Origin of the sequence: Bacillus sp. MYb78 (assembly GCF_002975115.1) — a bacterium.
Lineage (GTDB): Bacteria > Bacillota > Bacilli > Bacillales > Bacillaceae_G > Bacillus_A > Bacillus_A cereus.
Genome location: NZ_PCOB01000001.1, coordinates 50,089 through 73,340, shown reverse-complemented (window position 1 = coordinate 73,340; position 23,252 = coordinate 50,089). Strand labels below are relative to the sequence as shown.

Below are 23,252 nucleotides of genomic sequence, written 5' to 3'. Positions count from 1 at the left end.
ACATGTGCTTCATCCTTTTTCTTTAAAATCGAAGACAGAGATAACTTAATGTACCAAGCTCATAACTACGGTGAATGACTTCACCGCTATTCTCGCCACTTCCCATTGCAATAAACAAAGGAACAAAATGCTCTGCTCTTGGTACTGCTAATTGTGCATGAGGAGCATTATTCTCCCAATTAAACAATGCATCTTTATCGTTATTCTGCATATGTTTAATAATCCAATCATCAAATTCAATTGCCCATTTTTCAGGAGTAGTTTGATTCCATTTCAGTGCTCGTAAATTATGAACGGTAACGCCACTACCGATTACTAAAATATCTTCTTGTCCGAGTCCTTTAAGTGCTTCTCCAATTTCAAATTGTTCTTTTGCAGAAAGGAATGGATTTACTGATATTTGCACGACAGGAATATTTGCTTCTGGATACATGCGGTACAGGAGTGTCCATGAACCATGATCTAAACCTCTCGTCATATTATGATTGACTGGAATACCTTTGTTTCTAAATTTTGTTTCTAACATAGATGCAATGCTAGAAGAGCCTTTCGCACGATATTTGATTTCGTATAACTCAGGGGGGAAACCTCCAAAATCATAAATTGTTTCATACTCGTTATCTGATGAGGAAATCGTTAATACTTCACTTTCCCAGTGAGCAGTGAAAATAACAATTGCTTTCGGTTTATATGTTTCTCCAAGTGTTTTTAAAAATCGTGTATAGTCTGTATCTTGAATAGCGAGCATAGGCGAACCATGTGCTAAAAATAGTGATGGCATCATAATAGTAGAAACCTCCTAAAAATTATATAATTACTTTATGTAAGTAACTATATAATTTTATTTTTGATTCGTCAAGAGATTAGTTTGAAAGCAAGTCTGAAAAATACATCATTTGTCATAATGAAAGCAATTACATATAATATAAAATAAGAAAAGTGAATGGATATTCATTTTTCTTAAAGGTATACATAATAAATTTGGGGGCTGACGAAATGAATGTACAGGAAAGTTTCGTTACGGCATTGGATGGATCGGAAATTTATTTGCGTAAATGGTTACCAGAAGGAGATCCGAAAGGAATTATTCAGATTGCACATGGCATGACAGAGCATGCAGGGGTGTATACAGAATTTGTAGATGCTTTATTGGAAGCAGGTTATGGTGTTTATGCGCATGATCATAAAGGACATGGGAAAACAGTAAAAAAAGAAGAAGATTATGGTCATTTTGAACCAAATATAGGGTGGAATCAAGTTGTATCGGATGTTATCTTTGTTTCAGAAAGGATAAAAGAAGAACAGTCAAGTCCTTTGTTTTTACTTGGACATAGTATGGGTTCTTTTTTATCAAGACGTGCTGTACAACTTAGGGGTGAACTATATGATGGATTTCTAATTTCAGGAACAGGTGGAAATCCAGGGCTTTTAGGAGCTATTGGTCATAAAGTAGCAACAATCGAAATGAAATTGCGCGGGGCAAAAACGAAAAGTCCAATGTTAAACTTTTTATCTTTCGGAAACTTCAATTCGAACTTTAAGCCAAATCGTACAAAATTTGATTGGTTATCTTCAGATAATAATCAAGTTGATAAATATATTGCGGATCCGTTATGTGGTTTCATTTGTACGACGAGTTTTTACCGAGAATTATTTTCTGGAGTATTAGAAGTAAATAAACTAGAAGAATACAAGAAGACGCCAAAGAATCTTCCGATACATATATTCTCTGGTGATCGTGATCCTGTTGGCGATATGGGGAAAGGTGTAAAAGAAGTATATGAAAACTATAAAAAATGTGGTGTGAAAGACGTGACACTACGTTTATATGAAAATGGTAGACATGAAATGTTTCATGAAGTAAATAAGGATGAAGTATTTAAAGATTTAATTTCGTGGTTAGATGCGCATAATAAATGAGAAAGATAATCCCAAACTGTTTGTAGTTTGGGATTATTTATTATACAGAAATAGGGGCAATAAATTCTTAAATTCACTTTACTTAATAAAAAATAAATCTTATTCTATAGTCGTTAAAAAAATAAAGAAATATTGTATGAGAGGAAACCTCACTTTTCTGAAGTGAGGTTTTTTGTAGTAACGAAGTAATAGTGAATAAAACTAATTTTAAAAGTAACTTAAAATCAAACTTTTTATAAAGCAACAGATGCCTGTTCATAATAGTAGTATAATAGTGAATGAGGTGTTAATAGAATGGAAGATAGAACGTTAGGTTTATTACTAGATGTTGTTGGTGAATTATTTTCAGATGAAATTTCAATTGCTGTTTCGAATACGAAAGAATATATTTACTATCGGCCAAGTAAACGAATTGATTTAAAGATTAGTGTCGGGGATCCTATAAAGGAAGGAACGATTGCTCATAAATCGATGGTGATGAATCAAAAAACATCTGAGTTTATTAATCGGGATGTTTTTGGTATTCCTTATCATGGAATGGCTGTACCATTTTCAAACAATGGAAAGCTTGAAGGGTGCGTAACGGCAATTTATCCAGCTTTAACGGATGGAAAGTCAGTTGTTACTTTAAAAACAACAGACGGCTGGATTCCGGTTCCTTTTTCAAAGGTTATGTATTTAGAGGCTAAAGATAAAAAGACGTATGTGAATTCAGAAGAGTTATCAGGAACACATAAATACTCTCTACAAGAATTCGAATACTTGCTTCCGAAAGATTCATTTATTAGATGTCACCGTTCGTTTATTGTAAATGTTAATCATATTAAAGCGATTTATCCTGATACCCATTCTACTTTTGTACTTTCGCTGGATAATGGTGAGAGGGTACCAGTTAGTCAATCATACGCTAGTTATTTCCGTAAGCTTCTAGGATTCTAAATTTTTCTGCTTTAGAACCTAGATTTGCTGTTCTGTCTGAATTTTCGGCATTGTATACTAAAATCCCTATTTTGATAGTGTTAATGTGTAAAATAATTATGAATATTCAATGAGAGAGGGATTACATATGGAGAACAATTTAGATAGAATCAGAGATCAACGCCTAAAAGATCGGGTAGTTACACCTGAAGAAGCAGCTTCCTGGATTCAAAGTGGAATGACTTTAGGCTTAAGTGGGTTTACACGTGCAGGTGATGTAAAAGCAGTCCCATTTGCGCTTGTAAACCGAGTTAAGAATGATGAATCTTTTAAAGTAAATGTTTATACTGGGGCTTCTTTAGGATCGGATGTAGACAAATTATTTGCTGAGGCAGGAATTTTAGGGAAAAGATTACCTTTCCAAGCTGACGCGACTATGCGAAAAGGAATTAATAACGGAGACTTTTTATTTGTGGATCAACACTTGTCTCATACAGCAGAGTTACTCCGTGCTGACGTTCTGGATATAGATTTCGCTATTTTGGAAGCGGTTGCGATTACAGAGGACGGAATGATTATTCCAACCACTTCAATTGGAAATTCCTTAGCGTTTTCCTTAAATGCTAAGTCTATTATTATTGAAATGAATATGGCTCAATCCGCGCAATTAGAGGGGCTACATGATCTATATGAACCAGGTAAACAAGGGGAGAGGCTTCCAATTCCGCTTGTGAAAACAGATGACCGAATTGGAACAATCGGTATTCCAATTGATCCTGAAAAAGTAAAGGGAATTGTGTTTACGAATCAATTGGATTCGCCATCGACAATTGTTCCTCCGGATGAAGAAACTGTTATTATGGCACAGCATTTAATAGAATTCCTTCGAGAAGAAGTCAAAGTAGGCCGATTAACAAATCGTTTAGCGCCGTTACAATCAGGAATTGGTTCAGTGGCTAACGCCGTATTGCATGGAATGTTAGATTCAGAATTTGAAGATTTAGAAGTATATTCCGAGGTTTTACAAGATGCAGTTTTTGATCTTATGGATGCTGGAAAAGTCAATTTTGCTTCTTGTTGTTCTATCACGCTTTCTGAAGAGAAAATGCAACAAGTATTTTCTAACTTTGAAAAATATCGTGACAAATTAATGATGCGTCCACAAGAGATTTCCAATCATCCTGAAATTATTCGTCGCCTTGGATTAATCTCAATTAATACTGCATTAGAATTAGATATATACGGAAATGTTAACTCTACTCACGTTTTAGGTACAAAAATGATGAATGGTATTGGTGGGTCTGGCGATTTTGCAAGAAATGCCCGCCTAGCTATCTTTGTTACTAAATCGATTGCGAAAGGTGGTAACATTTCAAGTATCGTTCCTTTCATTTCTCATGTAGACCATACTGAACATGATGTAGATGTTATCGTCACTGAACAGGGATATGCCGACTTAAGGGGACTTGCGCCAAGAGAAAGAGTGGAACTTATTATTGAGAATTGCGCACATCCAATGTATCGTGAACAGCTACGAGCTTATTACGAAGAAGCAAAAATAAGAGGTGGACAAACTCCTCATATTTTAGAAAAAGCTTTTTCTTGGCATACGAACTATGCTAAAAATGGAACAATGCTTGAAGCGGTAGTAGAAACTGTATAGGTTTGTATCGTACGAAATAGTAAAACGAATGAGTGAGCTTGAAGATTAAATTTTAGAAAAAGAGAACGCCAACTTTTATGGATGGCGTTCTTTTTCTTTAAAAAAATTGTTGAAAATCGTATTGATTATAATAAAGATTTATAAAATTAATTTCTAATTTATGGAAATTAAAGGTTTTTTTGAAGTGCTTTCCGAATCAGTTTAGTAGTGTACATATTGAAAGTGAGGAAAAAGAATCATGAAGATAAGAGAAGCATTATTAAGTGAAGCAAATGAATTAAGCGAACTCGCACTACATTCAAAAGCAACGTGGAATTATAGTGAAGAATTCATACTTGCTTGTAAGGAAGATTTAACAATTACGGAAGAGTACATAAAAAATAATTTTGTATATGTTTTAGAAAACGATAATGCGAAGATTGGTTTTTTCTCATTTTTACGTAATGATAAAGCTCTCGATTTCTTGTATATTCATCCTCATTACAAAGGAAAAGGTTACGGGAAAATACTTTGGGAGTATGTAATAGAAAAAGCCAATGAATTAGAATTAAAAAGTTTTACAATTGATAGTGATCCGAATGCAAAAGGATATTACTTGAAAATGGGAGCACAGTTAATAGGAGAGACACCATCAACTGTCTTTAAGGGTCGTGTACTGCCTCTTTTGAAATATGATGTGTAAAACTATTAATAGTAGGGGAAGATTAGAATGGATGATGTAAAGGAAAAAAGAATATATGAAGCACTAATAAAATCGTGGACAATTGAAAACCCAGCAAAGGGACAATGTGGTGTTACAGCTCTTGTCGTTCAAGACATATACGGAGGAGAAATTAAAAAGACAAAAGTAATAGAGGTATGGCACTTTTATAACTTTATAGATGGGCAGAGATTTGATTTTACAGAGACTCAATTCAATGGGAAATTGAATTATATGGATGAAAAGTCAAATCGGGAAGAAGCATTTGCAGATACAAATGAAAAGCAATATAGCATTTTGAAGGAAAAAATAACAAAAGAATTAAAATTATCTTTTGACTCTTAATCTTTGATAAGTTACTATAATGGTGGTAACTTATTAAAGGGAACTTCATAGAGTTGAAAGGGGAAATACTTTTGAAAACAACTTATGTAAACGCTACAATTGTAACGATGAATGAACAAAACGAAGTGATAGAAAATGGATATATCATTGTAGAAAATGATCAAATTATAGATGTAAAGAGCGGAGAATTCGCTAATGATTTTGAAGTAGATGAAGTAATTGACATGAAAGGAAAGTGGGTTTTACCAGGGCTTGTAAATACACATACACACGTTGTAATGAGTCTCCTAAGAGGTATTGGAGATGATATGTTATTACAGCCATGGCTTGAGACGAGAATTTGGCCACTGGAAAGTCAATTTACTCCAGAGCTTGCGGTAGCTAGTACGGAATTAGGATTGCTTGAGATGGTAAAAAGTGGTACAACATCATTCTCTGACATGTTTAATCCAATTGGAGTAGATCAAGACGCAATTATGGAAACGGTATCAAGGAGCGGGATGCGAGCTGCTGTTTCAAGGACTTTATTTAGCTTTGGAACGAAAGACGATGAAAAGAAAGCGATTGAAGAAGCTGAGAAATATGTGAAGCGTTATTATAAAGAAAGTGGCATGTTAACTACGATGGTTGCACCACATAGTCCATATACATGTAGTACAGAATTGTTAGAAGAGTGCGCACGGATTGCAGTAGAGAATCAAACGATGGTTCATATCCACCTTTCTGAAACAGAGCGTGAAGTACGTGATATTGAAGCACAGTACGGAAAACGTCCAGTAGAATATGCAGCGAGCTGCGGATTGTTTAAACGCCCAACAGTTATTGCACACGGTGTAGTATTAAATGATGATGAGCGTGCATTTTTAGCAGAACATGACGTTCGAGTAGCTCATAATCCGAATAGTAATTTAAAACTAGGTTCTGGTATAGCGAATGTAAAAGCGATGCTAGAAGCCGGAATAAAAGTAGGGATTGCAACAGATAGTGTTGCGTCTAACAATAATTTAGACATGTTTGAAGAACTGCGCATAGCAACTTTATTGCAAAAAGGTATACACCAAGATGCAACAGCATTACCAGTTGAAACAGCTCTTTCTCTTGCGACAAAAGGAGCTGCGGAAGTAATTGGCATGAAACAAACGGGATCACTTGAAGTTGGTAAGTGTGCCGATTTTATTACGATTGACCCGTCTAATAAGCCGCATTTACAACCAGCGGATGAAGTGTTATCACACCTTGTATATGCTGCTAGTGGAAAAGATATAAGCGATGTAATTATTAACGGAAAACGTGTCGTTTGGAATGGCGAATGTAAAACGTTAGATGAAGAGCGTATTATATTTGAAGCAAGTCGTTATAAACGAGGTTTACAAAGATAACTTTTTTAGGCTGTGGAGAGAATCTTCTCCACAGCCTATTTCTAATTTGTAAACCTCACTATATTTTTTAAAACTTTGCAACAGAAGTGATAATGCTAACACTACCCAAAAAATTAGATGTTGACGCTAGTTTTAGAGTACATTGATAGTTAGGACATGTATTTATTTTTGGTTTTTAATAAACTTATTGTATTATTGTGTATTAAATGAACTATTAAGGAGATTAAAGGTAAAGCAGCTCCAATGAGTAAAGTTACTTCACTATTAAATTTATAGTAAGTATAACTTCCAATCCATGAACCAAAGGCTCCTCCCAAAAAGAAAATGGTCATATATAATCCATTAAGTCTGTTTCTTATCTCGGGATTCAAACCAAAGATAATTTTTTGACCTAATAATAAATTTCCTGCTACACCAATATCAATGCAGATACCTGAGATAAGAATTAAAATTATGCTAAATAGTGAATGATCTTGAACAAAGAATAATAGTACGATCGATAATAGTACGAGTGCCATTGATACATTAGTCATTGTAAAAATATAACCTTTATCTGCTATTTTACCAATAGTAGGAGTTAATAAAGCTCCAGCAATTGCAACAAAGCCAAATAATGCAATTTCATTATTTGAAAAATGTAATGGCTCTGATCTTAATAAAATTGGAATAGCTGTCCAATAAAGGCTAAATGCAGCAAATAAACATGCGTGATAAAAAGCTCTTTGTTGTAAAGGAGAAGTATTTATTAGTAGCTTTACCATAGAAGTTATTAAATTTGGATATGTCATGTTACTAGTTGAGATAACTTCATAGTTGGGTAAAAATTTTAGAATTAACAGTAATACGGTAACTAGGGTTATTAATGAAAAAAGAAATACCATTCTCCAGCCAAACCACTCTGTTATTCCGATAGATAATGGGCGAGCAATCATAATCCCAATCAATAAACCACTCATCACTTTACCCACATATTTACCTGCCTCTTCAATTGGCACGATTCTCATTGTTAGTGGAACTAACATTTGAGCTGCACAGGCCCCAATGCCAATTATAGTTGTTAATAGTAAAAAAATAATTCCGTTTGTCGAAATTAGCGTACCAATTAATGAAAAAATAGTTAACCCGATAAGAATTCCTATTATTTTCTTACTTTTCAATAAATCAGCCATCGGTACGATAAAAAATAACCCCAATCCATACCCAATTTGTGTCAAAGTAGTGAGCAATCCAGATAAATCAGAAGAAATGTTCAGATCTTTTGCAATGAATTGTACAATTGGTTGTGCATAATAAATATTTGCAGCAAGTGAACCACAACTAATTGCTAAAATAAATATTAGAAAATTTGTCTTTTTAGTCAATTTTATCATTCCTTTTATTTATTTTGGTACGTTCGTTCCAGAAACTTTAAAAAAGAAAGACTATAGGTCTGCAATAGTCTTATCTACTAGATGATAGGCTGAATTTTTCTCTTTTTTATATTTAGACATTACATTCAAACTATGATTTAAACTTAATAAAGAATATGCAACTAATTCAGTATCAACCTCTTGTGAAATTTCTCCTTTCTTTTTTCCTTCTTCGATAACTTGCTTAAATACTTTTTCAAGTTCATTAAAATCATTTATGAGTATTTCTTCTATGGCAGGGTCAATTTGTCCAATAAGCAGTGAAGAATTAGTTATCATACAACCTTTTGGAATCTCACCTGAATAACATTTTTCAATATGTTGATAAAAAAAGGATTTAAGTGATGCTTTTGTGTTTATACCACTAAAAAGTAAATTTCTCTTTTGAGAGCCATAATTTTTATAATGTTCCAAAACTAGTTTAAATAGTGCATCCTTATCTCCAAAGCTATCGTAGAGAGTAGATCGACTTATACCCATCGTTTCAATAAGATCTGATATATATGTAGCATCATAACCTTTTTCCCAGAATAAATGCATAGCTTTATTTAAAGCGTGTTCTTTGTTAAAACTAATACTTCTACCCAATTTATAACACCTCCATTCATGTAACTTAGTATAAATATTCCGGAACGATAAGTCCAGAATATTCGTCTTAATTTCCGAAAGTTTCGTAAAATATCCGTAAATATTAATTTGGTATTGTGGTATTTAGATGCTATAAAATAGAAAGTATGTATTGAAGCGACAATTAAATTCGATTTTATTGAGGAAAAGTTAAGCTCCTATTAGTTTATATGTTTTTTTCGTTAAAAATCGAAAAGATTCCAAGGTAATCCATATCCTTTTAAAAGGATAGTTTTTTTCTTGAACGAATAAATATTCAAAAGAATGTCGCATCTTTCTGCTAGTATTTCTGCTATAATATATTACGCTTTATAATATTTTATATTTAAGGAGAACAACTCATGAAGCGAAAAAAGAGCCATTTAATGGTAATGGCACTTGTTACATCTTTATTATTAACAGCTTGTAATAATAAAGCGGATAAAAGTGACATAGAGGTTAAAAAACAAGTGTTAAATGTAACAGTATCAGAAGAAATTCCTTCTCTGGACACTGCGAAAACAACAGATGGTACATCAGCACACATTATGCAGAATATATTTGAAGGGTTATATGTATTAAACGATCAAGATCAGCCTACTCCAGCCATAGCAAAATCGTTTAAAAGAAGTGAAGATGGTAAGAAATATACATTTGACTTGCGTAAAGATGCAAAATGGTCAAATGGGGATAATGTAACAGCAAATGATTTTATATTTGCTTGGAAACGTGCAATTAACCCTGAAACAGCCTCTCAATATGCGTCCATGCTCTTTTATGTAAAAAATGCGAAAGAGATCAATAAGGGAACAATGCCTCTTGATGCACTTGGGGTTAAAGCGATAAATAATTATACGTTAGAAGTTGAACTCGAACAGCCAGTTCCGTATTTTTTACAGTTGTTAGCACTATCTATATACTTACCACAGCATGAATCATTTTTGAAAGAACAAGGAAACAATTATGCATTGGAACCTAGTAATCTCATATATAACGGTCCATTTGTATTAGAAAAATGGAAGCATGAACAAGAGTTTCAATTAAAGAAAAATACTACATATTGGGATCGAAAGAAAGTGAAATTAGATGAAATAAACTTTCATATCCTAAAGGATACAATGACAGCTGTAAATTTATATGAAGCCGGAGATTTGGATCGAGTACCTATTAATTCGCAAGTTGTAGACAAGTATAAAGGGAATAAGGAATTACATATGTCGAGTGATCCTGGAATTGCTATGCTTCGTTTTAATGAAAAAAATAACGCGTTAGCAAATAAAAAGGTGCGTCAATCTATTTCATTAGCGTTAAATAAAGATGATTTCGTTGCTCACTTTATTAATAACGGAGCAAAACCTGCAAGTGGACTTGTACCAGTTGGTCATGTAAATGAAGTGACTGGTAAAGATTTTAGAAAAGAAAATGGAGATATTTCCTCATATGATTTGCAAAATGCGAAAAAACTTTGGGAAGAAGCGAAAAAAGAGCTTGGGGTAGAACAAGTAAACCTAGAGTTCTTAACGTTCGAACAAGATAATGCAATACGTATGGCAGAATATATAAAAGGTGATTTAGAGAAGAATTTGCAAGGGTTAACGATACAAATTAAACAACAGCCATTTAAGCAAAAATTACAGTTAGAACAAATAGGTGATTACGATATAACTATGGCAAATTGGGGACCTGACTATAAAGACCCAATTAGTTATTTAGAGTTATTTACGACAGGGAATCCGAATAATAAAATGAATTATTCTAATGTTCGTTACGATGAATTAATAAAGAAAGCGAAAACGGATTTTGTACTAGATACGGAAAAACGATGGGAAGCGTTGCGAGAAGCCGAGCAGGTATTATTAGAAGATGCTGCGGTGGCGCCGCTTTATCATATTGGCTCAGCATATGTACAAAAGGATTATGTAAAAGGAATTGAAAAGCATCAATTTGGTGGTATTTATACTTATAAGAATGCTTATATTGCTAATGAATAAATACAAAAAACCTTACTTTTTAAAAGTAAGGTTTTTTACACATAAATTCTATTAAACTGATTTTAATAAAGCGTAAAAATTCGTATCATATGGGATATCATCTTGATACATATAATTTTTTAGAACGCCTTCTTTTTCAAAACCTAATTTTAATAGTACTTTATTGGAAGCTTCATTTTCAAGAAATACAATTGCTCCAATCCGCTTTAAATGAATCGTATGGAAACCGTATGATATAACCTCAGAAACAGCTTCAGTCGCATATCCTTTTCCCCAGTGTTCAGGCAAAAAGGCATAACTTATATTGGCTCGTTTATGCTCAGAAGACCAATCGTGAAAACCAATGGTACCGATGAGTTCTTTCTTGTCTTTTAATTCGATTCCCCATTTTATACCGCTTCTTGCATTGTAACTCAACTTAAAGTTATGAATGATTTGTTTCACTTGATCAACATCTTGTAACGGTTTTTGGCCATAATAGCGCAGTACATTAGTATTAGAAAAGCATTGTAGTATACGCGGTGCATCTTCTTCGGTAAGTTCTCTTAAAATAAGTCTTTCAGTTTTTAATAAAGGAAACATATTTTCGCTCCTTTTCACATGAAAATAGAATGTATTTGTTATTATATAATTTAATCTGAAAATAAAGATTATTCAAGGTGTAAGGGTAGATTTGATTTATGATAAACTTAGATGTGGAATATATTTCAAAAAAGAGGTTTGGAAATGGAAAAAAATTCGATATTAATTGTAGATGACGATAAAGATATTATTCAATTTATTAATGTGAATTTAAAACAAGAAGGTTTTAAAGTTTTTAGCGCTCATAACGGAGAAGAGGCTTTAGAAATAATAAATAATAACAGTATTCAACTTGCTATTTTGGATATTATGATGCCTCAAATGGATGGTATAGAACTTTGTAGAAGGATTAGAGAGAAACATAGTTTACCAATTATGTTTTTAAGCGCGAAATCATCGGATGTAGATAAGGTAATTGGATTTAGTACTGGGGCAGATGATTATATTGTGAAGCCGTTCAGTACAATTGAATTTATAGCAAGAGTAAAAGCCCAATTAAGAAGGTATACATATTTCAATCAAAATGCTCCCCAAGTAATGGAAAAGAAAATAAACATTAGAGGTTTAGAAATAGATGAAGTGTCGAGAACAGTAATGTTATATGGAGAAACAATGAATCTTACGAAAACTGAATATGATATTTTACACTTAATGGCAGCTGCAAGGAATCGTGTGTTCACAATTGAAGAAATATATGAGAGCGTTTGGAACGAAAGAGCCTATGAAAGTAATAATACAGTAATGGTTCATATTGCAAGATTGAGAAATAAAATTGAAGAGAATCCAAAAGAACCGAAGTTTATTCAAAATGTTTGGGGAGTCGGATATAAAATTGAAGATTAAATCATTACAAGGCATTAGAGCTAAGTTTTTTATCGCATTCATATGTAGCATCTTGTTAGCAACTGTAAGTATAATAGTGTTTCAAATTTTAATTGGAAATACATATAGTCATGTTACTGCATTAGAGGAAAAATATTCATTTTTATACTTTATAGTTTTTTTGATTTTTACTACGACATACTTTGCATGTATGACAAAAACAATGATGAAAAGATTGTCTGAAATTAATAAGAACGTGAAGGAAATAAGTAACGGTAATTTTGAAGTACATATACCTATTTCAAAAAATGACGAGATTGGTGAATTAGCGGCAAATGTTAATAGAATGGCCAAAAGCTTAAAAGAGTCTATCGAGAATGAAAAAAAATCACAGGAAATGAAAAATGAAATGATTAGTAATATTTCTCATGATTTACGAACGCCAGTAACATCTTTAATCGGTTATGCGGACCTGTTAGGAAATAAACTCCATTCGAATGGAGAAGAATGTGAACAATATGTAAGTATATTAAAGCGAAAAAGTTATGAATTAAAAAATCAAGTAGATGATTTATTAGAATACTGTCAAATAAATTATAGAGAGATTGAATTACATAAAGATGAAGTAGATATGAAAGCATTAATTGAACAAATCATGATTGACTTTGTACCACAATTAGATGATGCCAATATGAGCTTTTATATTAAAAGTGATGAAGTGCTACATGTAGAAGTTGATGTGACACTTATAGTGAGACTATTTGAAAATGTAATAGGTAATAGTATTATGTACGGGAGAGATGGAAAGGAAATTGCAATTGGAATTTTCAATAAAACAATGAATGTTGAAGTAGAAATTAAAAATTTTGGACAATGCATTCCGAAAGAGGACCTTCCTTACGTTTTTGAGAAATTTTATCGTAGTGAAAAATCACGTAGTTCTCATACGGGTGGGAAAGGAATGGGGCTTGCAATTTCGAAAAGTATAGCGGAGCTCCATCAAGGGGATATAACTGTACGTAGTAACGATAAAGAAACAGTTTTTACTGTGAAATTACCGCAGTATAAAAAAGTAAGAAAGTCGTAATTATTTCTTTTATATGTCGTAATTTTTACTTTGTATCATTGAGAAAAATGATATGAGAGTAGGGATGCGACATGTGGAAGAAATTTTTATTAGTAATTATAGTTTCTTTTTTAATTATAAGTTGGAGTTTAATTTATCTAGCTAATGGTGTTACATCAGTTTTTGTTTGGTGGAGTATACAGGCTTTTAGTTTTATTTCAGTTTTCCTCTTGATAGGATCAGTAATAATATTTTTTTGGAAAGGCATTTTTAGAAAGCGGATAGATAGAACGCTATTTTTAATCATTCTGTTTTCTATCATTGGAGCTTGGCCTGTCGGTTGGTTTGCTAATATAGGTAGAATTCCTTATCCAGCAGATATACAATCTATGAGTCCTAAAGCAGTAGTTCGTTTTCCTTTGAATGAGCCAGCATTAATAGGTTGGGGTGGTGATCGGTTAGAAATGAACTATCACGTTATAAAACCAAATGAAAGGTGGGCATATGATATTCTCATTCCACCTGCTGAAGTGAAAAGTAGTAAGTTAGAGGATTACGGAATATATGGAGCGAAAGTAATGGCACCAGCTTCTGGGACGGTGGTATCAATTAATAATAATGAACAAGATTTAGTTCCGGGATCGGATAATTTTCAGTCAATGGCTGGGAATCATATTTATTTACGACTAGATGAAACAGGCACATTTTTAATTCTTGCCCATTTAAAGAAAGGGTCAATTAAAGTGAAAGAAGGACAACGTGTAAGAGAGGGAGAAGTTCTTGCTCAAGTCGGTAACTCAGGAAGTTCAAGTGAGCCGCATTTACATATCCATCATCAAAGGCAAGATCCGTCAAAGGTAAGTATGTTTTTTGTGGAAGGATTGCCACTTTACTTTCGAGCTGAAAATGGTGTCATGATGCCGGAAAGAGGAGAATATATAAAAGGGAATTAGGGGGGGAAGCGCTAATGTGGGAGAAGTATTATGTTGAAACTGATAGAGGGAGATTTGAGTATTTTCAAAAGGGTGAAGGAAAACCACTGTGTGTAACGCATTTATACAGTGAGTTTAATGGCAAGGGTAACTTATTTGCTTCGGCATTTACGAATCATTACACAGTGTATCTTATAAACTTAAGAGGGTGCGGAAACTCTACACATGACACCACTAAATATAATCTAGGAATGGTAGATGCAGTACGTGATTTAGAGGCGATACGTAAAGCATTAAATATTGAAGATTGGACGTATGCAGGTCATTCGACTGGTGGAATGCTTGCTTTACAGTATGCGATAATGTGTCCGGAGAAGCTTGTGAAAATTATAGCTGGCGGATTATGTGCATCAGCTGAGTATATAAATCACAAAAATAGTATTTATTGTAGAGATAATAATCAAAATGCTCGTTTAAGAGAAATATTTGCAGTACTTAGGGACACGGCTTCTACAATTGATGAGAGGCGTGCCGTAAACAAAGAATGGACAATGATGTCTTTATATAATGAATCAGCTTATGATGAAATGATTACTAGACCGAACAGCGGTAAAACAGTTTCAAAACGTCTTGATTATTTTTCTTATAAGGAGTTACCTACATTTGATGTGCGTTTACAATTAGAGAATGTAAATATACAAGCCCGTATTTACGCTGGAATTTATGATGCACAGTGTCCTCATGAATTTGCAGTAGAAGTAGCCGAACTTATGCCAAATGCAATAATGTCGACATTTGAATACAGTAATCATTTTCCATTTATTGAGGAGGAAGAAGAGTTTGAAAAATTTGTTGAAAGCACGGTGTGATATGTGAATAGATGATGAAAATTTATAATTCAAAAGAGAAGGCTGTCTCCAAATAATCTTGGGACAGCCTTCTTTTTTCATTACCCTACAAATGTTTGATACAGTAAGAAGATATTTAAAACGATAACGAGTGCTGCAATTATCCAAGCGATAAATGTTGTTATGCGGTGGTTAACGAGTGCACCCATAATCTTTTTATTACTTGTAAACATAATAAGTGGCACTAATGCAAATGCAATACCGAATGATAAGACGACTTGGCTCATGACTAGAGCGTAAGTTGGATTTACACCTAAAGCGATAATAACTAGTGGTGGAATCATTGTAATAAATCGGCGTAAATATAACGGAATATGCATGCGAATGAAACCTTGCATAATAATATCACCCGACATTGTACCGACAGAAGAGCTAGATAGTCCTGCTGATAAAAGTCCAATCCCAAATAATGCAGCCGATACAGGACCTACTAAATTGGTAAATTGAGTGTAAGCAACATCTAAATCTTCAACGTGCAAGCCATTTTTAAAGAATAGTGCAGCTGCTACAATTAACATACTTGCATTAATTGCTCCAGCAATAACCATTGCAATAATAATGTCGATAAATTCGAAACGAAAAATCTTTTTCTTTTGTTCGTCATTTGTTCCGACCACGCGGCGTTGTGTTAATGCAGAATGCAAGTATATTGCATGCGGCATAACTGTCGCACCTAAAATCCCTGCTGCAAGTAATATACTGTCTACACCTTGGAATTTTGGAATAAATAGTCCTGAAAGAAGGGGACTTAATTCTGGTTTTGCATAAAAAACTTGAATCCCAAAAGCAATTACTACAATGAAAATCATTCCTGTAATAATAGCTTCTAGTGGACGAAATCCTCTACGTTGAAATTCAAGGATAATAAATGATCCGGCTGCTGTAATTAAAGCGGCAGGTAGCATCGGGATTCCAAATAGTAAGTAAAGCCCCAATGCAGCTCCAATAAATTCCGCTAAATCTGTAGCCATAATAACTAGTTCACCTTGTATCCATAAGCCGATAGACACAGGCTTTGGAAAGTTTTCACGAGCTATTTCGGGTAAATTGTTTCCTGTAGCAATTCCTAATTTAGCCGATAAAGTTTGGATTAATACAGCCATTAAGTTAGAAGCGAGTATAACCCATAATAGTAAATATCCATATTGTGAACCAGCTGCGATATTTGTAGCAAAGTTGCCAGGATCAATATAAGCAACGGACGCGATAAAAGCGGGTCCTAAAAATGGTAACAGTCTTTTCCAGCCTTTTGTTTCTCCACTTAAAGCTAAGTGAGCTGATTGTACAGTTGTACTTTCAGAAGGGAGATGTTTATCTTTTGTTATATCTTTATTCATAGTAGTTTTCCCCTTTAAAATGTTAACTTGATGAAATTATTGTATTTATTCTTACTCATTATTTCAATACATTTAAATATGTTATGTGATAATTTCATTTGAACACGAAAGTTTCCTTAATGCAAATTATATGCCTTTATGCAATGTATGGTGTGATAATGTAAAATGAATTGGGAGTTTATGGTGTGATGACGTGGGGAAACATAGTGAATTAAAGGGCTGTTTTTGAAATTTATGTGAACATAAAGCTGATAATACAGCATATTAATTGATGGAATTGCAATTGTATGATATATAATATATTGGGATTACAACATAACCATAGTGTTATGATGTGTAATCTTGTTTTTTATTTTTGTTAACTGATAGAAAATAGTATAAAGAAAAGAAAATGGGATTCATTTTCTTATTATATATGTTTTGATATGAACGTTAACTTATACATGATTTTAAAAATTAGATAGGTGGTAGAAATACATTGGCAACTACAAAACCATACAGAGTATTACTATATTACATGTACACAACAATTGAAAACCCAGAAGAATTTGCTGCAGAGCATTTAGAATTTTGTAATTCACTTGAATTAAAAGGAAGAATTCTTGTAGCAAAAGAAGGTATTAACGGAACTTGTTCTGGAACTGTAGAGCAAACAGAGAAATACATGGAAGCAATGAATAATGATCCACGTTTTGATGGTATCGTATTTAAAATAGATGAAGAAGAAGGGCATGCATTCAAGAAAATGCACGTACGTCCTCGTCCAGAATTAGTTACACTTCGTCTAGAAGATGACATTAACCCACACGAAATAACTGGGAAGTATTTAGAGCCAAAAGATTTTTATGAGGCAATGAAACAAGAAGATACAGTTATCATTGATGCACGAAATGATTATGAGTTTGATTTAGGACACTTCAAAGGTGCGATTAAACCTGATATCGAATCATTCCGTGAATTACCAGATTGGATTAGAGAAAACAAAGAAACACTTGAAGGTAAAAAGATTTTAACTTACTGTACAGGTGGAATTCGTTGTGAGAAATTCTCTGGTTGGTTAGTTCGTGAAGGTTTTGAAGATGTAAGTCAGCTTCACGGCGGAATTGTAACGTACGGAAAAGATCCAGAAGTACAAGGTGAGCTTTGGGATGGACAATGTTACGTGTTTGATGAGCGTATCGCTGTTCCAGTAAACCAAAAAGAACATGTTATCGTTGGTAAAGATCACTTTACAGGTGAACCATGTGAGCGCTATGTAAACTGTTCAAATCCAGAATGTAATAAGAAAATTTTATGTTCTGAAGAAAACGAAGCGAAATATTTACGTGCATGTTCTCATGAATGTCGTGTAAGTCCACGTAACCGCTACGTAATACAACATGAATTAACGGAAGAGCAAGTAGCTACTGCATTAGAGAAAATCGAAGCTGGGAAGTAAGCTGAATTCGTATAATAAAAAAGGGTATTCCAAGTTTTAATTTGGAGTACCCTTTTTTTATTATCCAGTCCTGTCATTCGTCGTTTTTTGTCGGTAAGTCGATATATTTAAAAATCGCTGATAAAAATTTCACTTACTGCAGCACACCAAGAATTTGAAAATAACCTTCTTTAGTTTTTATCCTCTTTCTCTTTAACGGCAGAAAGTACCGTTTGTTTTACCCAAGCTTTTCTTTGTTTATGCTGTAGACCCCATTGATATAAACTTTGGGCTCCTAAAATAAGTGAAATGACAATGCCGCTAATCGCAATTAATAGAGCGAAAAATTCAAGAGGGGACGATATTTTGTTTGAATCGGTGTTTCTTAAAAGGTCAATCATAGTAAACCCTAACATTTGGCCCACTACAGAGTAGAGCGTTAAAATTAATAATAAAAGGCTATCTTTTTTAGAGGCGACATTTTCTTGATATTTAAACAAACTATCAAGATTTTGTTTCGCGTTCGAGTATAGAACCTCAATATTAAAAAGTTTTCTTAAGCGGAAGAAAATATCTTCACTTTGTGATTGGGATACTAATTCTAAAGAAAAATAATTAGCAGTGAACGAATTGATCGAATAAATTAATTTCTCTATTTCATTAGTATCTTGTTCAATGTTTAGCTCAGCATAGGCGTTTGCCATTTTTAATAAAACAATTTTATGAAATAGGTTTAATAATAAAGCGTAATAAAATTCTCCGAACATTTGACTAGCAAGTTTAGAGATTTCGCGTTCTCCTTCATTTGTTACACATGTAAAAATATGTTCTTCCATAATGAAATAACGATTTGGAGCCCATCTCTGGTAAGCGTGTTTTTTTAAATAGTCATGAATGTAAGGAAGGTTATTTGCACTTACATATGGTTTACCATCACTTGTTAATCCGGAAAGACTAGAAGTACGATAAACATCTACTTCATTAAGTTCCATACCTTCTTTTAGTGACAATAAAGTTTGAACGTACATTCTTTGGTCTTCAAAGAAAGGGAAGGTTTGAAAGTATGAACTTCTTAATCTCTTCTTTTCAAAGAAATCAGTTACGCCATGAAATAAATAACCAAAAATGAATTTTTCAACTTGGGAATACTTTTTTCCGTTACATTCAATACAAATAGACTCATTTGTATCAGTGTTAGTTTCAAGTACACGGAAGCGAGCAGCGAATTCGATTGCTTCAGATAAAGTCATGTTTGGAGCAGTGTTTACTTCTGTTCGAATTGTTAAGAAGCCAAGTTCATAAGGACAAAGTGTTACATCAATAGAGTGTATCTTGAATGGGATTGAAATAAGGTTTGTTGTTAAATGTCCAGTTAAGTTAAGGTCCTTTGAATAACGTTGCAAGCCCTTTTGATGCTCTGAATGAGGAAAGAGAATTTTATTTGTAAATGAAAGATAGTATGCTTCCATATTTTGATGTGAAACTTTAAACTCCCCATAATATGTATTTTCATCATCGAGATGATCGAGCCGAAAAGGACGAAAATCGTTTTTTTGTAAGAAAGGGAACATATTTTGTTCATATCCAGCTTTAAACGAAAACGGGAATATAAATTGGAATATAGCTGTTGTTACACCTTTTTCCTCAATTGATTGTATTGCCTCCATCTACATTGTGTCCTTTCCATATATGCTATAGAAACAACATGCCCAAATTTATTTGAAAATAACCACTCTTTTATACTCAATTGAGAGTGAAAATTCAGCTTATTTAGTAGAGGACATGTATAATGTTATGTATACTAAAAGTTATAAAATTGTATTTTGAAAAGGGGCATGCTGTATGCGGATTTTAGTATTAGGCGCTGGTGGAGTCGGAGGATTTTTTGGTGGCAGATTAGTCGAGAAGGGAGAAGATGTCACGTTTCTTGTTCGTAGTAAACGGAAAAAGCAATTAGAGGAAAGAGGACTTGTAATCCGAAGTGTTAACGGGGATTTTTCCTTCCAACCGAAATTAATAACGAAAGAAGAGAGAACTTCTCAATTTGATGTTATTTTATTTTCAACAAAAGCGTATCACTTAAACGAGGCTATTCAAGATTTGAAGCCGTTTGTTGGCGATAATACTGTAATCATTCCATTGTTAAATGGTATCGCTCATTTATCACTACTACAAAAAGAATTCGGCGAAGAAAAAGTAATTGGCGGTTTATGCTTTATCGAGACGACGTTAAACGATCAAGGAGAAATTGTACAAACTAGCGCTGCCAACAGACTTGTGTTTGGAGAAATTAAGTCTCAAAATTCAGAGAGAGTAAAGCATATTTCTAAAGCATTTTCAGGTACGAAGTCTAGTTTTGTTTTAAGTGAAAATATTACGCAAGATATGTGGCATAAATATTTATTTATTACTGTAATGTCAGGTGTGACAACGTTAATGCGTGCACCAATTGGACCAATCCGTGAAAGTGAAGGCGGCCGTGATTTTATCCGTAATGTGTTTGAGGAATCTGTACAAATCATGAGAGTATTAGGAGCTCCAGTAAAGGCTAATATTGCCCAGGAACATATGAAAACGATTGATAAAATTTCGTATGATATGAAGTCATCAATGCAACGTGATATGGAAAAGGGTTCGTTTATTGAAGGGAAGCACTTGCAAGGATATTTACTGGATGTAGCAGAGAAATTTTCTATAGCGGCACCATTATTAGAATCTATATATCAAAATTTAAAGGTGTATGAAGAGATGACCTTTAACAAATCTGTAATAGAATTAGATGTATGAAAAAATAAAAAAGATAGCAATATATAAGTGTATTGCTATCTTTTTTATTTTTTGTATGACAAATTATTTATTTCTTTTCGTTCTATCTGTCAAATTTATTTCCTGTTCACGTTTACCATATAACTGATTAATTTCATTTGCTACTGCATCTAAATATGAATCGGAAAAAATAGGCTTCTTTTCTTTAGACATATGGGTCTCCTTTGCGGATTTTTAATATTCATTATGTATATTTCTCAGCGGATTATGCGCAATCATTTTAATTTTTTTCTTATTAAAAATTTTTGTTTACTTTTTGAAAATAAAGGAGTATTATAATCCACAGTTTCAATTTTCTAAATCGCTGAAACCGCATGGTACGGGGGACCCGTTTTTACGGATTAGTACATAATCCGATGGGGTGAATCCTTGAAAAAGGTAGGGCTACTCATAGGCCCGAATCCGACAGCTAACCTCGTAAGCGTTATATTGAGAAGGAAGGTGGAGCTTGTGCGACAAAAAAAATAATGTCTACAAGTCTATTTCGCTATGGCTTGTAGACATTTTTTGTTTTCTGAAGAAATCGTTTACTGGCTGTAACAAGCAGAAAAGTTCGTACAAAATTATTGGAGAGTGGACAGCATTGGTTTCATCTATTAAAAGATTTTTAATTGGAAGACCGTTAAAATCAACAGAGCTTGGAGAACAAAAGCTTAATAAAACGAAAGCTTTAGCTATTTTATCTTCTGATGCATTGTCATCAGTTGCTTACGGTCCAGAGCAAATTTTAATTGCTTTAGCAGGTGTGGGAGCGATCGCTTATTGGTATTCCATTCCGATCGCTGTTGGGGTATTAGTATTATTGACAGCCCTTATTTTATCTTATCGTCAAATTATTTTTGCTTATCCGCATGGCGGGGGAGCGTATGTTGTATCAAAAGAAAATTTAGGGATGAATCCAGGCTTAATTGCTGGAGGATCTTTATTAGTCGACTATATTTTAACTGTTGCGGTAAGTGTATCTGCAGGTACAGATGCGCTAACATCTGCTTTTCCTAGTTTACATGCACATAATGTAATCATTGCGATTATATTTGTTATATTTATTACCATCTTAAATTTAAGAGGAGTAACGGAATCAGCTTCCGTTTTAGCATATCCTGTTTATTTATTTGTTTTAGCACTATTTATATTAATTGGTGTAGGCATATATAATATTTTGACTGGTCACGTTTCACCAACTTTACACACGCCGATCGGAACGCCGGTTGCGGGCATTAGTTTGTTTTTACTGTTAAGGGCATTTGCATCAGGTAGTTCTGCTTTAACAGGTGTTGAAGCAATTTCAAATGCAATTCCGAACTTTAAAGATCCTGCGCCAAACAATGCTGCAAAAACATTGCTTGCAATGGGTGCATTACTTGCTGTGTTATTTTCAGGAATTGTATTTTTAGCTTATTATTACGGAGTGACGCCGAGTAAAGAAGTAACAGTTGTTTCTCAAATTGCTGAACAAACATTTGGACGTAATTTCATGTACTATTTCATACAAGGTACAACAGCTTTAATATTAATTCTCGCAGCTAATACAGGCTATTCTGCATTTCCTTTATTAGCGGTTAACCTCGCAAAAGATAAATTCATACCGAGAATGTTTACGATTAGAGGAGACCGTCTAGGTTACTCAAACGGTATTATAATACTTGGAGTTGCTTCGATTATTTTAATTGTAGCTTTCCAAGGACAAACAGAACATTTAATTCCGTTATATGCAGTAGGTGTATTTATTCCATTTACACTTTCTCAAACAGGGATGGTATTAAAGTGGCTTCGTGAAAAACCTGAAGGATGGGCTTTAAAATTAACGGTTAATTTAATTGGTGCAGTTATTAGTTTTATCGTAATGAGCATGTTCTTTTTAACTAAATTTGCACAAGTTTGGTCGATTCTTATTTTCTTACCTGCTATTATCTTCTTGTTTCATCGAATTAAGAAGCATTATGATGCAGTGGGTGATCAATTAAGTTTAAAAACTTGTGAACCTCTTATTCCAATTGAGGGGAATGTAATTGTCGTTCCTGTAGCAGGTATGACGCATGTAGTAGAAAATTCATTGAACTATGCGAAATCTCTTTCTGCAGATCAAGTTATCGCTGTATATGTTGCTTTTGACAGAGAAGAGGAAAAGAAATTTGAAGAGAAATGGAAGGTGTGGCAACCTGAAGTAAGGCTTGTTACATTACATTCTCATTATAGAAGTATTATTCAGCCGCTAACGAAATTCATTGATACAGTGCAGTATAAGGCAAGTGAATCGAATTACCGCGTTACGGTCGTTATACCACAGTTCATTCCGAAAAAAGGTTGGCATAACATTCTTCATAATCAATCCAGTTTACTCATACGTGCGTATTTACTTTATAAAAGAAATGTTGTTATTACGACAGTTCCATATCATTTGAAAAAATAAGAAGATTTTTGAAGGATAGCT

General features: G+C 33.6%; 21 protein-coding genes and 1 riboswitch. Of the genes, 14 read left to right on the top strand and 7 right to left on the bottom strand.

Going from position 1 to position 23,252, the window contains the following annotated elements:
• Positions 1 to 22: 22 nt before the first annotated feature.
• A complete protein-coding gene (locus tag CQ064_RS00360) occupies positions 23 to 784 on the bottom strand; it encodes a DODA-type extradiol aromatic ring-opening family dioxygenase (protein WP_000982914.1) in 762 nt (253 codons plus the stop codon).
• 212 nt (positions 785 to 996) lie between these two features.
• Here CQ064_RS00360 and CQ064_RS00355 point away from each other — a divergent pair, with 212 nt between their 5' ends.
• The 6 genes from CQ064_RS00355 to CQ064_RS00330 all read left to right on the top strand — a co-directional run bounded on the left by CQ064_RS00355 (position 997) and on the right by CQ064_RS00330 (position 6,925).
• Positions 997 to 1,920: an alpha/beta hydrolase gene (locus CQ064_RS00355; protein WP_001102576.1), complete on the top strand. Its 924-nt coding sequence runs from the start codon at positions 997 to 999 to the stop codon at positions 1,918 to 1,920.
• Between the two features lie 294 nt (positions 1,921 to 2,214).
• A complete protein-coding gene (locus CQ064_RS00350) occupies positions 2,215 to 2,859 on the top strand; it encodes a LytTR family DNA-binding domain-containing protein (protein WP_000390212.1) in 645 nt (214 codons plus the stop codon).
• 127 nt (positions 2,860 to 2,986) lie between these two features.
• Positions 2,987 to 4,501, top strand: a complete 1,515-nt coding sequence (gene scpC / locus CQ064_RS00345; protein WP_000429810.1) for a succinyl-CoA:acetate CoA-transferase ScpC — start codon at positions 2,987 to 2,989, stop codon at positions 4,499 to 4,501.
• 238 nt (positions 4,502 to 4,739) lie between these two features.
• Positions 4,740 to 5,183: a GNAT family N-acetyltransferase gene (locus tag CQ064_RS00340; protein ID WP_000701895.1), complete on the top strand. Its 444-nt coding sequence runs from the start codon at positions 4,740 to 4,742 to the stop codon at positions 5,181 to 5,183.
• A 27-nt stretch (positions 5,184 to 5,210) separates the two neighbouring features.
• Positions 5,211 to 5,546, top strand: coding sequence for a YunG family protein (locus tag CQ064_RS00335; protein ID WP_000342913.1), 336 nt, complete (start codon positions 5,211 to 5,213; stop codon positions 5,544 to 5,546).
• Positions 5,547 to 5,599: 53 nt separating this feature from the next.
• Complete coding sequence (locus tag CQ064_RS00330) at positions 5,600 to 6,925, top strand: bifunctional S-methyl-5'-thioadenosine deaminase/S-adenosylhomocysteine deaminase (protein WP_003270044.1); 1,326 nt, start codon at positions 5,600 to 5,602, stop codon at positions 6,923 to 6,925.
• Between the two features lie 149 nt (positions 6,926 to 7,074).
• Here the strand turns inward: CQ064_RS00330 and CQ064_RS00325 are convergent, their stop codons facing one another.
• Together CQ064_RS00325 and CQ064_RS00320 are read right to left on the bottom strand one after the other, a co-directional pair.
• Entirely contained in the window at positions 7,075 to 8,295 is a 1,221-nt protein-coding gene (locus CQ064_RS00325; protein WP_003270043.1) for an MFS transporter, read from the bottom strand.
• A gap of 51 nt (positions 8,296 to 8,346) precedes the next feature.
• Positions 8,347 to 8,922, bottom strand: coding sequence for a TetR/AcrR family transcriptional regulator (locus CQ064_RS00320; RefSeq protein WP_000533752.1), 576 nt, complete (start codon positions 8,920 to 8,922; stop codon positions 8,347 to 8,349).
• A 380-nt stretch (positions 8,923 to 9,302) separates the two neighbouring features.
• Here CQ064_RS00320 and CQ064_RS00315 point away from each other — a divergent pair, with 380 nt between their 5' ends.
• A complete protein-coding gene (locus CQ064_RS00315; protein WP_000823498.1) occupies positions 9,303 to 10,931 on the top strand; it encodes a peptide ABC transporter substrate-binding protein in 1,629 nt (542 codons plus the stop codon).
• A 51-nt stretch (positions 10,932 to 10,982) separates the two neighbouring features.
• Here the strand turns inward: CQ064_RS00315 and CQ064_RS00310 are convergent, their stop codons facing one another.
• Positions 10,983 to 11,513, bottom strand: coding sequence for a GNAT family N-acetyltransferase (locus CQ064_RS00310; protein WP_000484225.1), 531 nt, complete (start codon positions 11,511 to 11,513; stop codon positions 10,983 to 10,985).
• A 144-nt stretch (positions 11,514 to 11,657) separates the two neighbouring features.
• Between CQ064_RS00310 and CQ064_RS00305 the strand changes: the two genes are divergently transcribed.
• The 4 genes from CQ064_RS00305 to CQ064_RS00290 all read left to right on the top strand — a co-directional run bounded on the left by CQ064_RS00305 (position 11,658) and on the right by CQ064_RS00290 (position 15,202).
• Positions 11,658 to 12,356, top strand: a complete 699-nt coding sequence (locus CQ064_RS00305; protein ID WP_000414518.1) for a response regulator transcription factor — start codon at positions 11,658 to 11,660, stop codon at positions 12,354 to 12,356.
• Positions 12,322 to 13,422: a HAMP domain-containing sensor histidine kinase gene (locus CQ064_RS00300; RefSeq protein WP_167374444.1), complete on the top strand. Its 1,101-nt coding sequence runs from the start codon at positions 12,322 to 12,324 to the stop codon at positions 13,420 to 13,422. Before CQ064_RS00305 ends, CQ064_RS00300 begins: the two co-directional genes overlap by 35 nt.
• 71 nt (positions 13,423 to 13,493) lie before the next feature.
• A complete protein-coding gene (locus CQ064_RS00295; RefSeq protein WP_000265539.1) occupies positions 13,494 to 14,354 on the top strand; it encodes a M23 family metallopeptidase in 861 nt (286 codons plus the stop codon).
• Positions 14,355 to 14,368: 14 nt separating this feature from the next.
• On the top strand, positions 14,369 to 15,202 hold the full coding sequence (locus CQ064_RS00290; protein ID WP_000263707.1) for an alpha/beta fold hydrolase: 834 nt from the start codon (positions 14,369 to 14,371) through the stop codon (positions 15,200 to 15,202).
• Between the two features lie 80 nt (positions 15,203 to 15,282).
• On the opposite strand, the gene CQ064_RS00285 is transcribed toward CQ064_RS00290, so the two are convergent.
• Positions 15,283 to 16,578, bottom strand: coding sequence for an Nramp family divalent metal transporter (locus CQ064_RS00285; RefSeq protein WP_001030686.1), 1,296 nt, complete (start codon positions 16,576 to 16,578; stop codon positions 15,283 to 15,285).
• Positions 16,579 to 17,056: 478 nt separating this feature from the next.
• Here CQ064_RS00285 and trhO point away from each other — a divergent pair, with 478 nt between their 5' ends.
• Positions 17,057 to 18,016, top strand: coding sequence for an oxygen-dependent tRNA uridine(34) hydroxylase TrhO (gene trhO, locus CQ064_RS00280; RefSeq protein WP_000246233.1), 960 nt, complete (start codon positions 17,057 to 17,059; stop codon positions 18,014 to 18,016).
• Between the two features lie 170 nt (positions 18,017 to 18,186).
• Here the strand turns inward: trhO and CQ064_RS00275 are convergent, their stop codons facing one another.
• On the bottom strand, positions 18,187 to 19,662 hold the full coding sequence (locus tag CQ064_RS00275; RefSeq protein ID WP_000387441.1) for a hypothetical protein: 1,476 nt from the start codon (positions 19,660 to 19,662) through the stop codon (positions 18,187 to 18,189).
• Between the two features lie 175 nt (positions 19,663 to 19,837).
• Here CQ064_RS00275 and panE point away from each other — a divergent pair, with 175 nt between their 5' ends.
• Entirely contained in the window at positions 19,838 to 20,782 is a 945-nt protein-coding gene (gene panE, locus CQ064_RS00270; protein ID WP_001221908.1) for a 2-dehydropantoate 2-reductase, read from the top strand.
• Positions 20,783 to 20,845: 63 nt separating this feature from the next.
• Here the strand turns inward: panE and CQ064_RS33970 are convergent, their stop codons facing one another.
• Positions 20,846 to 20,974, bottom strand: coding sequence for a hypothetical protein (locus CQ064_RS33970; protein WP_000031873.1), 129 nt, complete (start codon positions 20,972 to 20,974; stop codon positions 20,846 to 20,848).
• A 139-nt stretch (positions 20,975 to 21,113) separates the two neighbouring features.
• A riboswitch (cyclic di-AMP (ydaO/yuaA leader) is annotated at positions 21,114 to 21,260 on the top strand.
• A 144-nt stretch (positions 21,261 to 21,404) separates the two neighbouring features.
• Here CQ064_RS33970 and CQ064_RS00265 point away from each other — a divergent pair.
• Complete coding sequence (locus CQ064_RS00265; RefSeq protein WP_000254899.1) at positions 21,405 to 23,231, top strand: APC family permease; 1,827 nt, start codon at positions 21,405 to 21,407, stop codon at positions 23,229 to 23,231.
• Positions 23,232 to 23,252: the final 21 nt, after the last annotated feature.

What these genes read in the sequence shown, in the direction of transcription:
- CQ064_RS00275 (WP_000387441.1), bottom strand. Translation starts at nt 19,662, where the DNA reads ATGGAGGCAATACAATCAATTGAGGAAAAAGGTGTAACAACAGCTATA.
- CQ064_RS00355 (WP_001102576.1), top strand. Translation starts at nt 997, where the DNA reads ATGAATGTACAGGAAAGTTTCGTTACGGCATTGGATGGATCGGAAATT.
- CQ064_RS00350 (WP_000390212.1), top strand. Translation starts at nt 2,215, where the DNA reads ATGGAAGATAGAACGTTAGGTTTATTACTAGATGTTGTTGGTGAATTA.
- CQ064_RS00305 (WP_000414518.1), top strand. Translation starts at nt 11,658, where the DNA reads ATGGAAAAAAATTCGATATTAATTGTAGATGACGATAAAGATATTATT.
- CQ064_RS00335 (WP_000342913.1), top strand. Translation starts at nt 5,211, where the DNA reads ATGGATGATGTAAAGGAAAAAAGAATATATGAAGCACTAATAAAATCG.
- panE (WP_001221908.1), top strand. Translation starts at nt 19,838, where the DNA reads ATGCGGATTTTAGTATTAGGCGCTGGTGGAGTCGGAGGATTTTTTGGT.
- CQ064_RS00325 (WP_003270043.1), bottom strand. Translation starts at nt 8,295, where the DNA reads ATGATAAAATTGACTAAAAAGACAAATTTTCTAATATTTATTTTAGCA.
- CQ064_RS00300 (WP_167374444.1), top strand. Translation starts at nt 12,322, where the DNA reads ATGTTTGGGGAGTCGGATATAAAATTGAAGATTAAATCATTACAAGGC.
- CQ064_RS33970 (WP_000031873.1), bottom strand. Translation starts at nt 20,974, where the DNA reads ATGTCTAAAGAAAAGAAGCCTATTTTTTCCGATTCATATTTAGATGCA.
- CQ064_RS00315 (WP_000823498.1), top strand. Translation starts at nt 9,303, where the DNA reads ATGAAGCGAAAAAAGAGCCATTTAATGGTAATGGCACTTGTTACATCT.
- CQ064_RS00360 (WP_000982914.1), bottom strand. Translation starts at nt 784, where the DNA reads ATGATGCCATCACTATTTTTAGCACATGGTTCGCCTATGCTCGCTATT.
- CQ064_RS00295 (WP_000265539.1), top strand. Translation starts at nt 13,494, where the DNA reads ATGTGGAAGAAATTTTTATTAGTAATTATAGTTTCTTTTTTAATTATA.
- CQ064_RS00340 (WP_000701895.1), top strand. Translation starts at nt 4,740, where the DNA reads ATGAAGATAAGAGAAGCATTATTAAGTGAAGCAAATGAATTAAGCGAA.
- CQ064_RS00310 (WP_000484225.1), bottom strand. Translation starts at nt 11,513, where the DNA reads ATGTTTCCTTTATTAAAAACTGAAAGACTTATTTTAAGAGAACTTACC.
- scpC (WP_000429810.1), top strand. Translation starts at nt 2,987, where the DNA reads ATGGAGAACAATTTAGATAGAATCAGAGATCAACGCCTAAAAGATCGG.
- CQ064_RS00285 (WP_001030686.1), bottom strand. Translation starts at nt 16,578, where the DNA reads ATGAATAAAGATATAACAAAAGATAAACATCTCCCTTCTGAAAGTACA.
- CQ064_RS00290 (WP_000263707.1), top strand. Translation starts at nt 14,369, where the DNA reads ATGTGGGAGAAGTATTATGTTGAAACTGATAGAGGGAGATTTGAGTAT.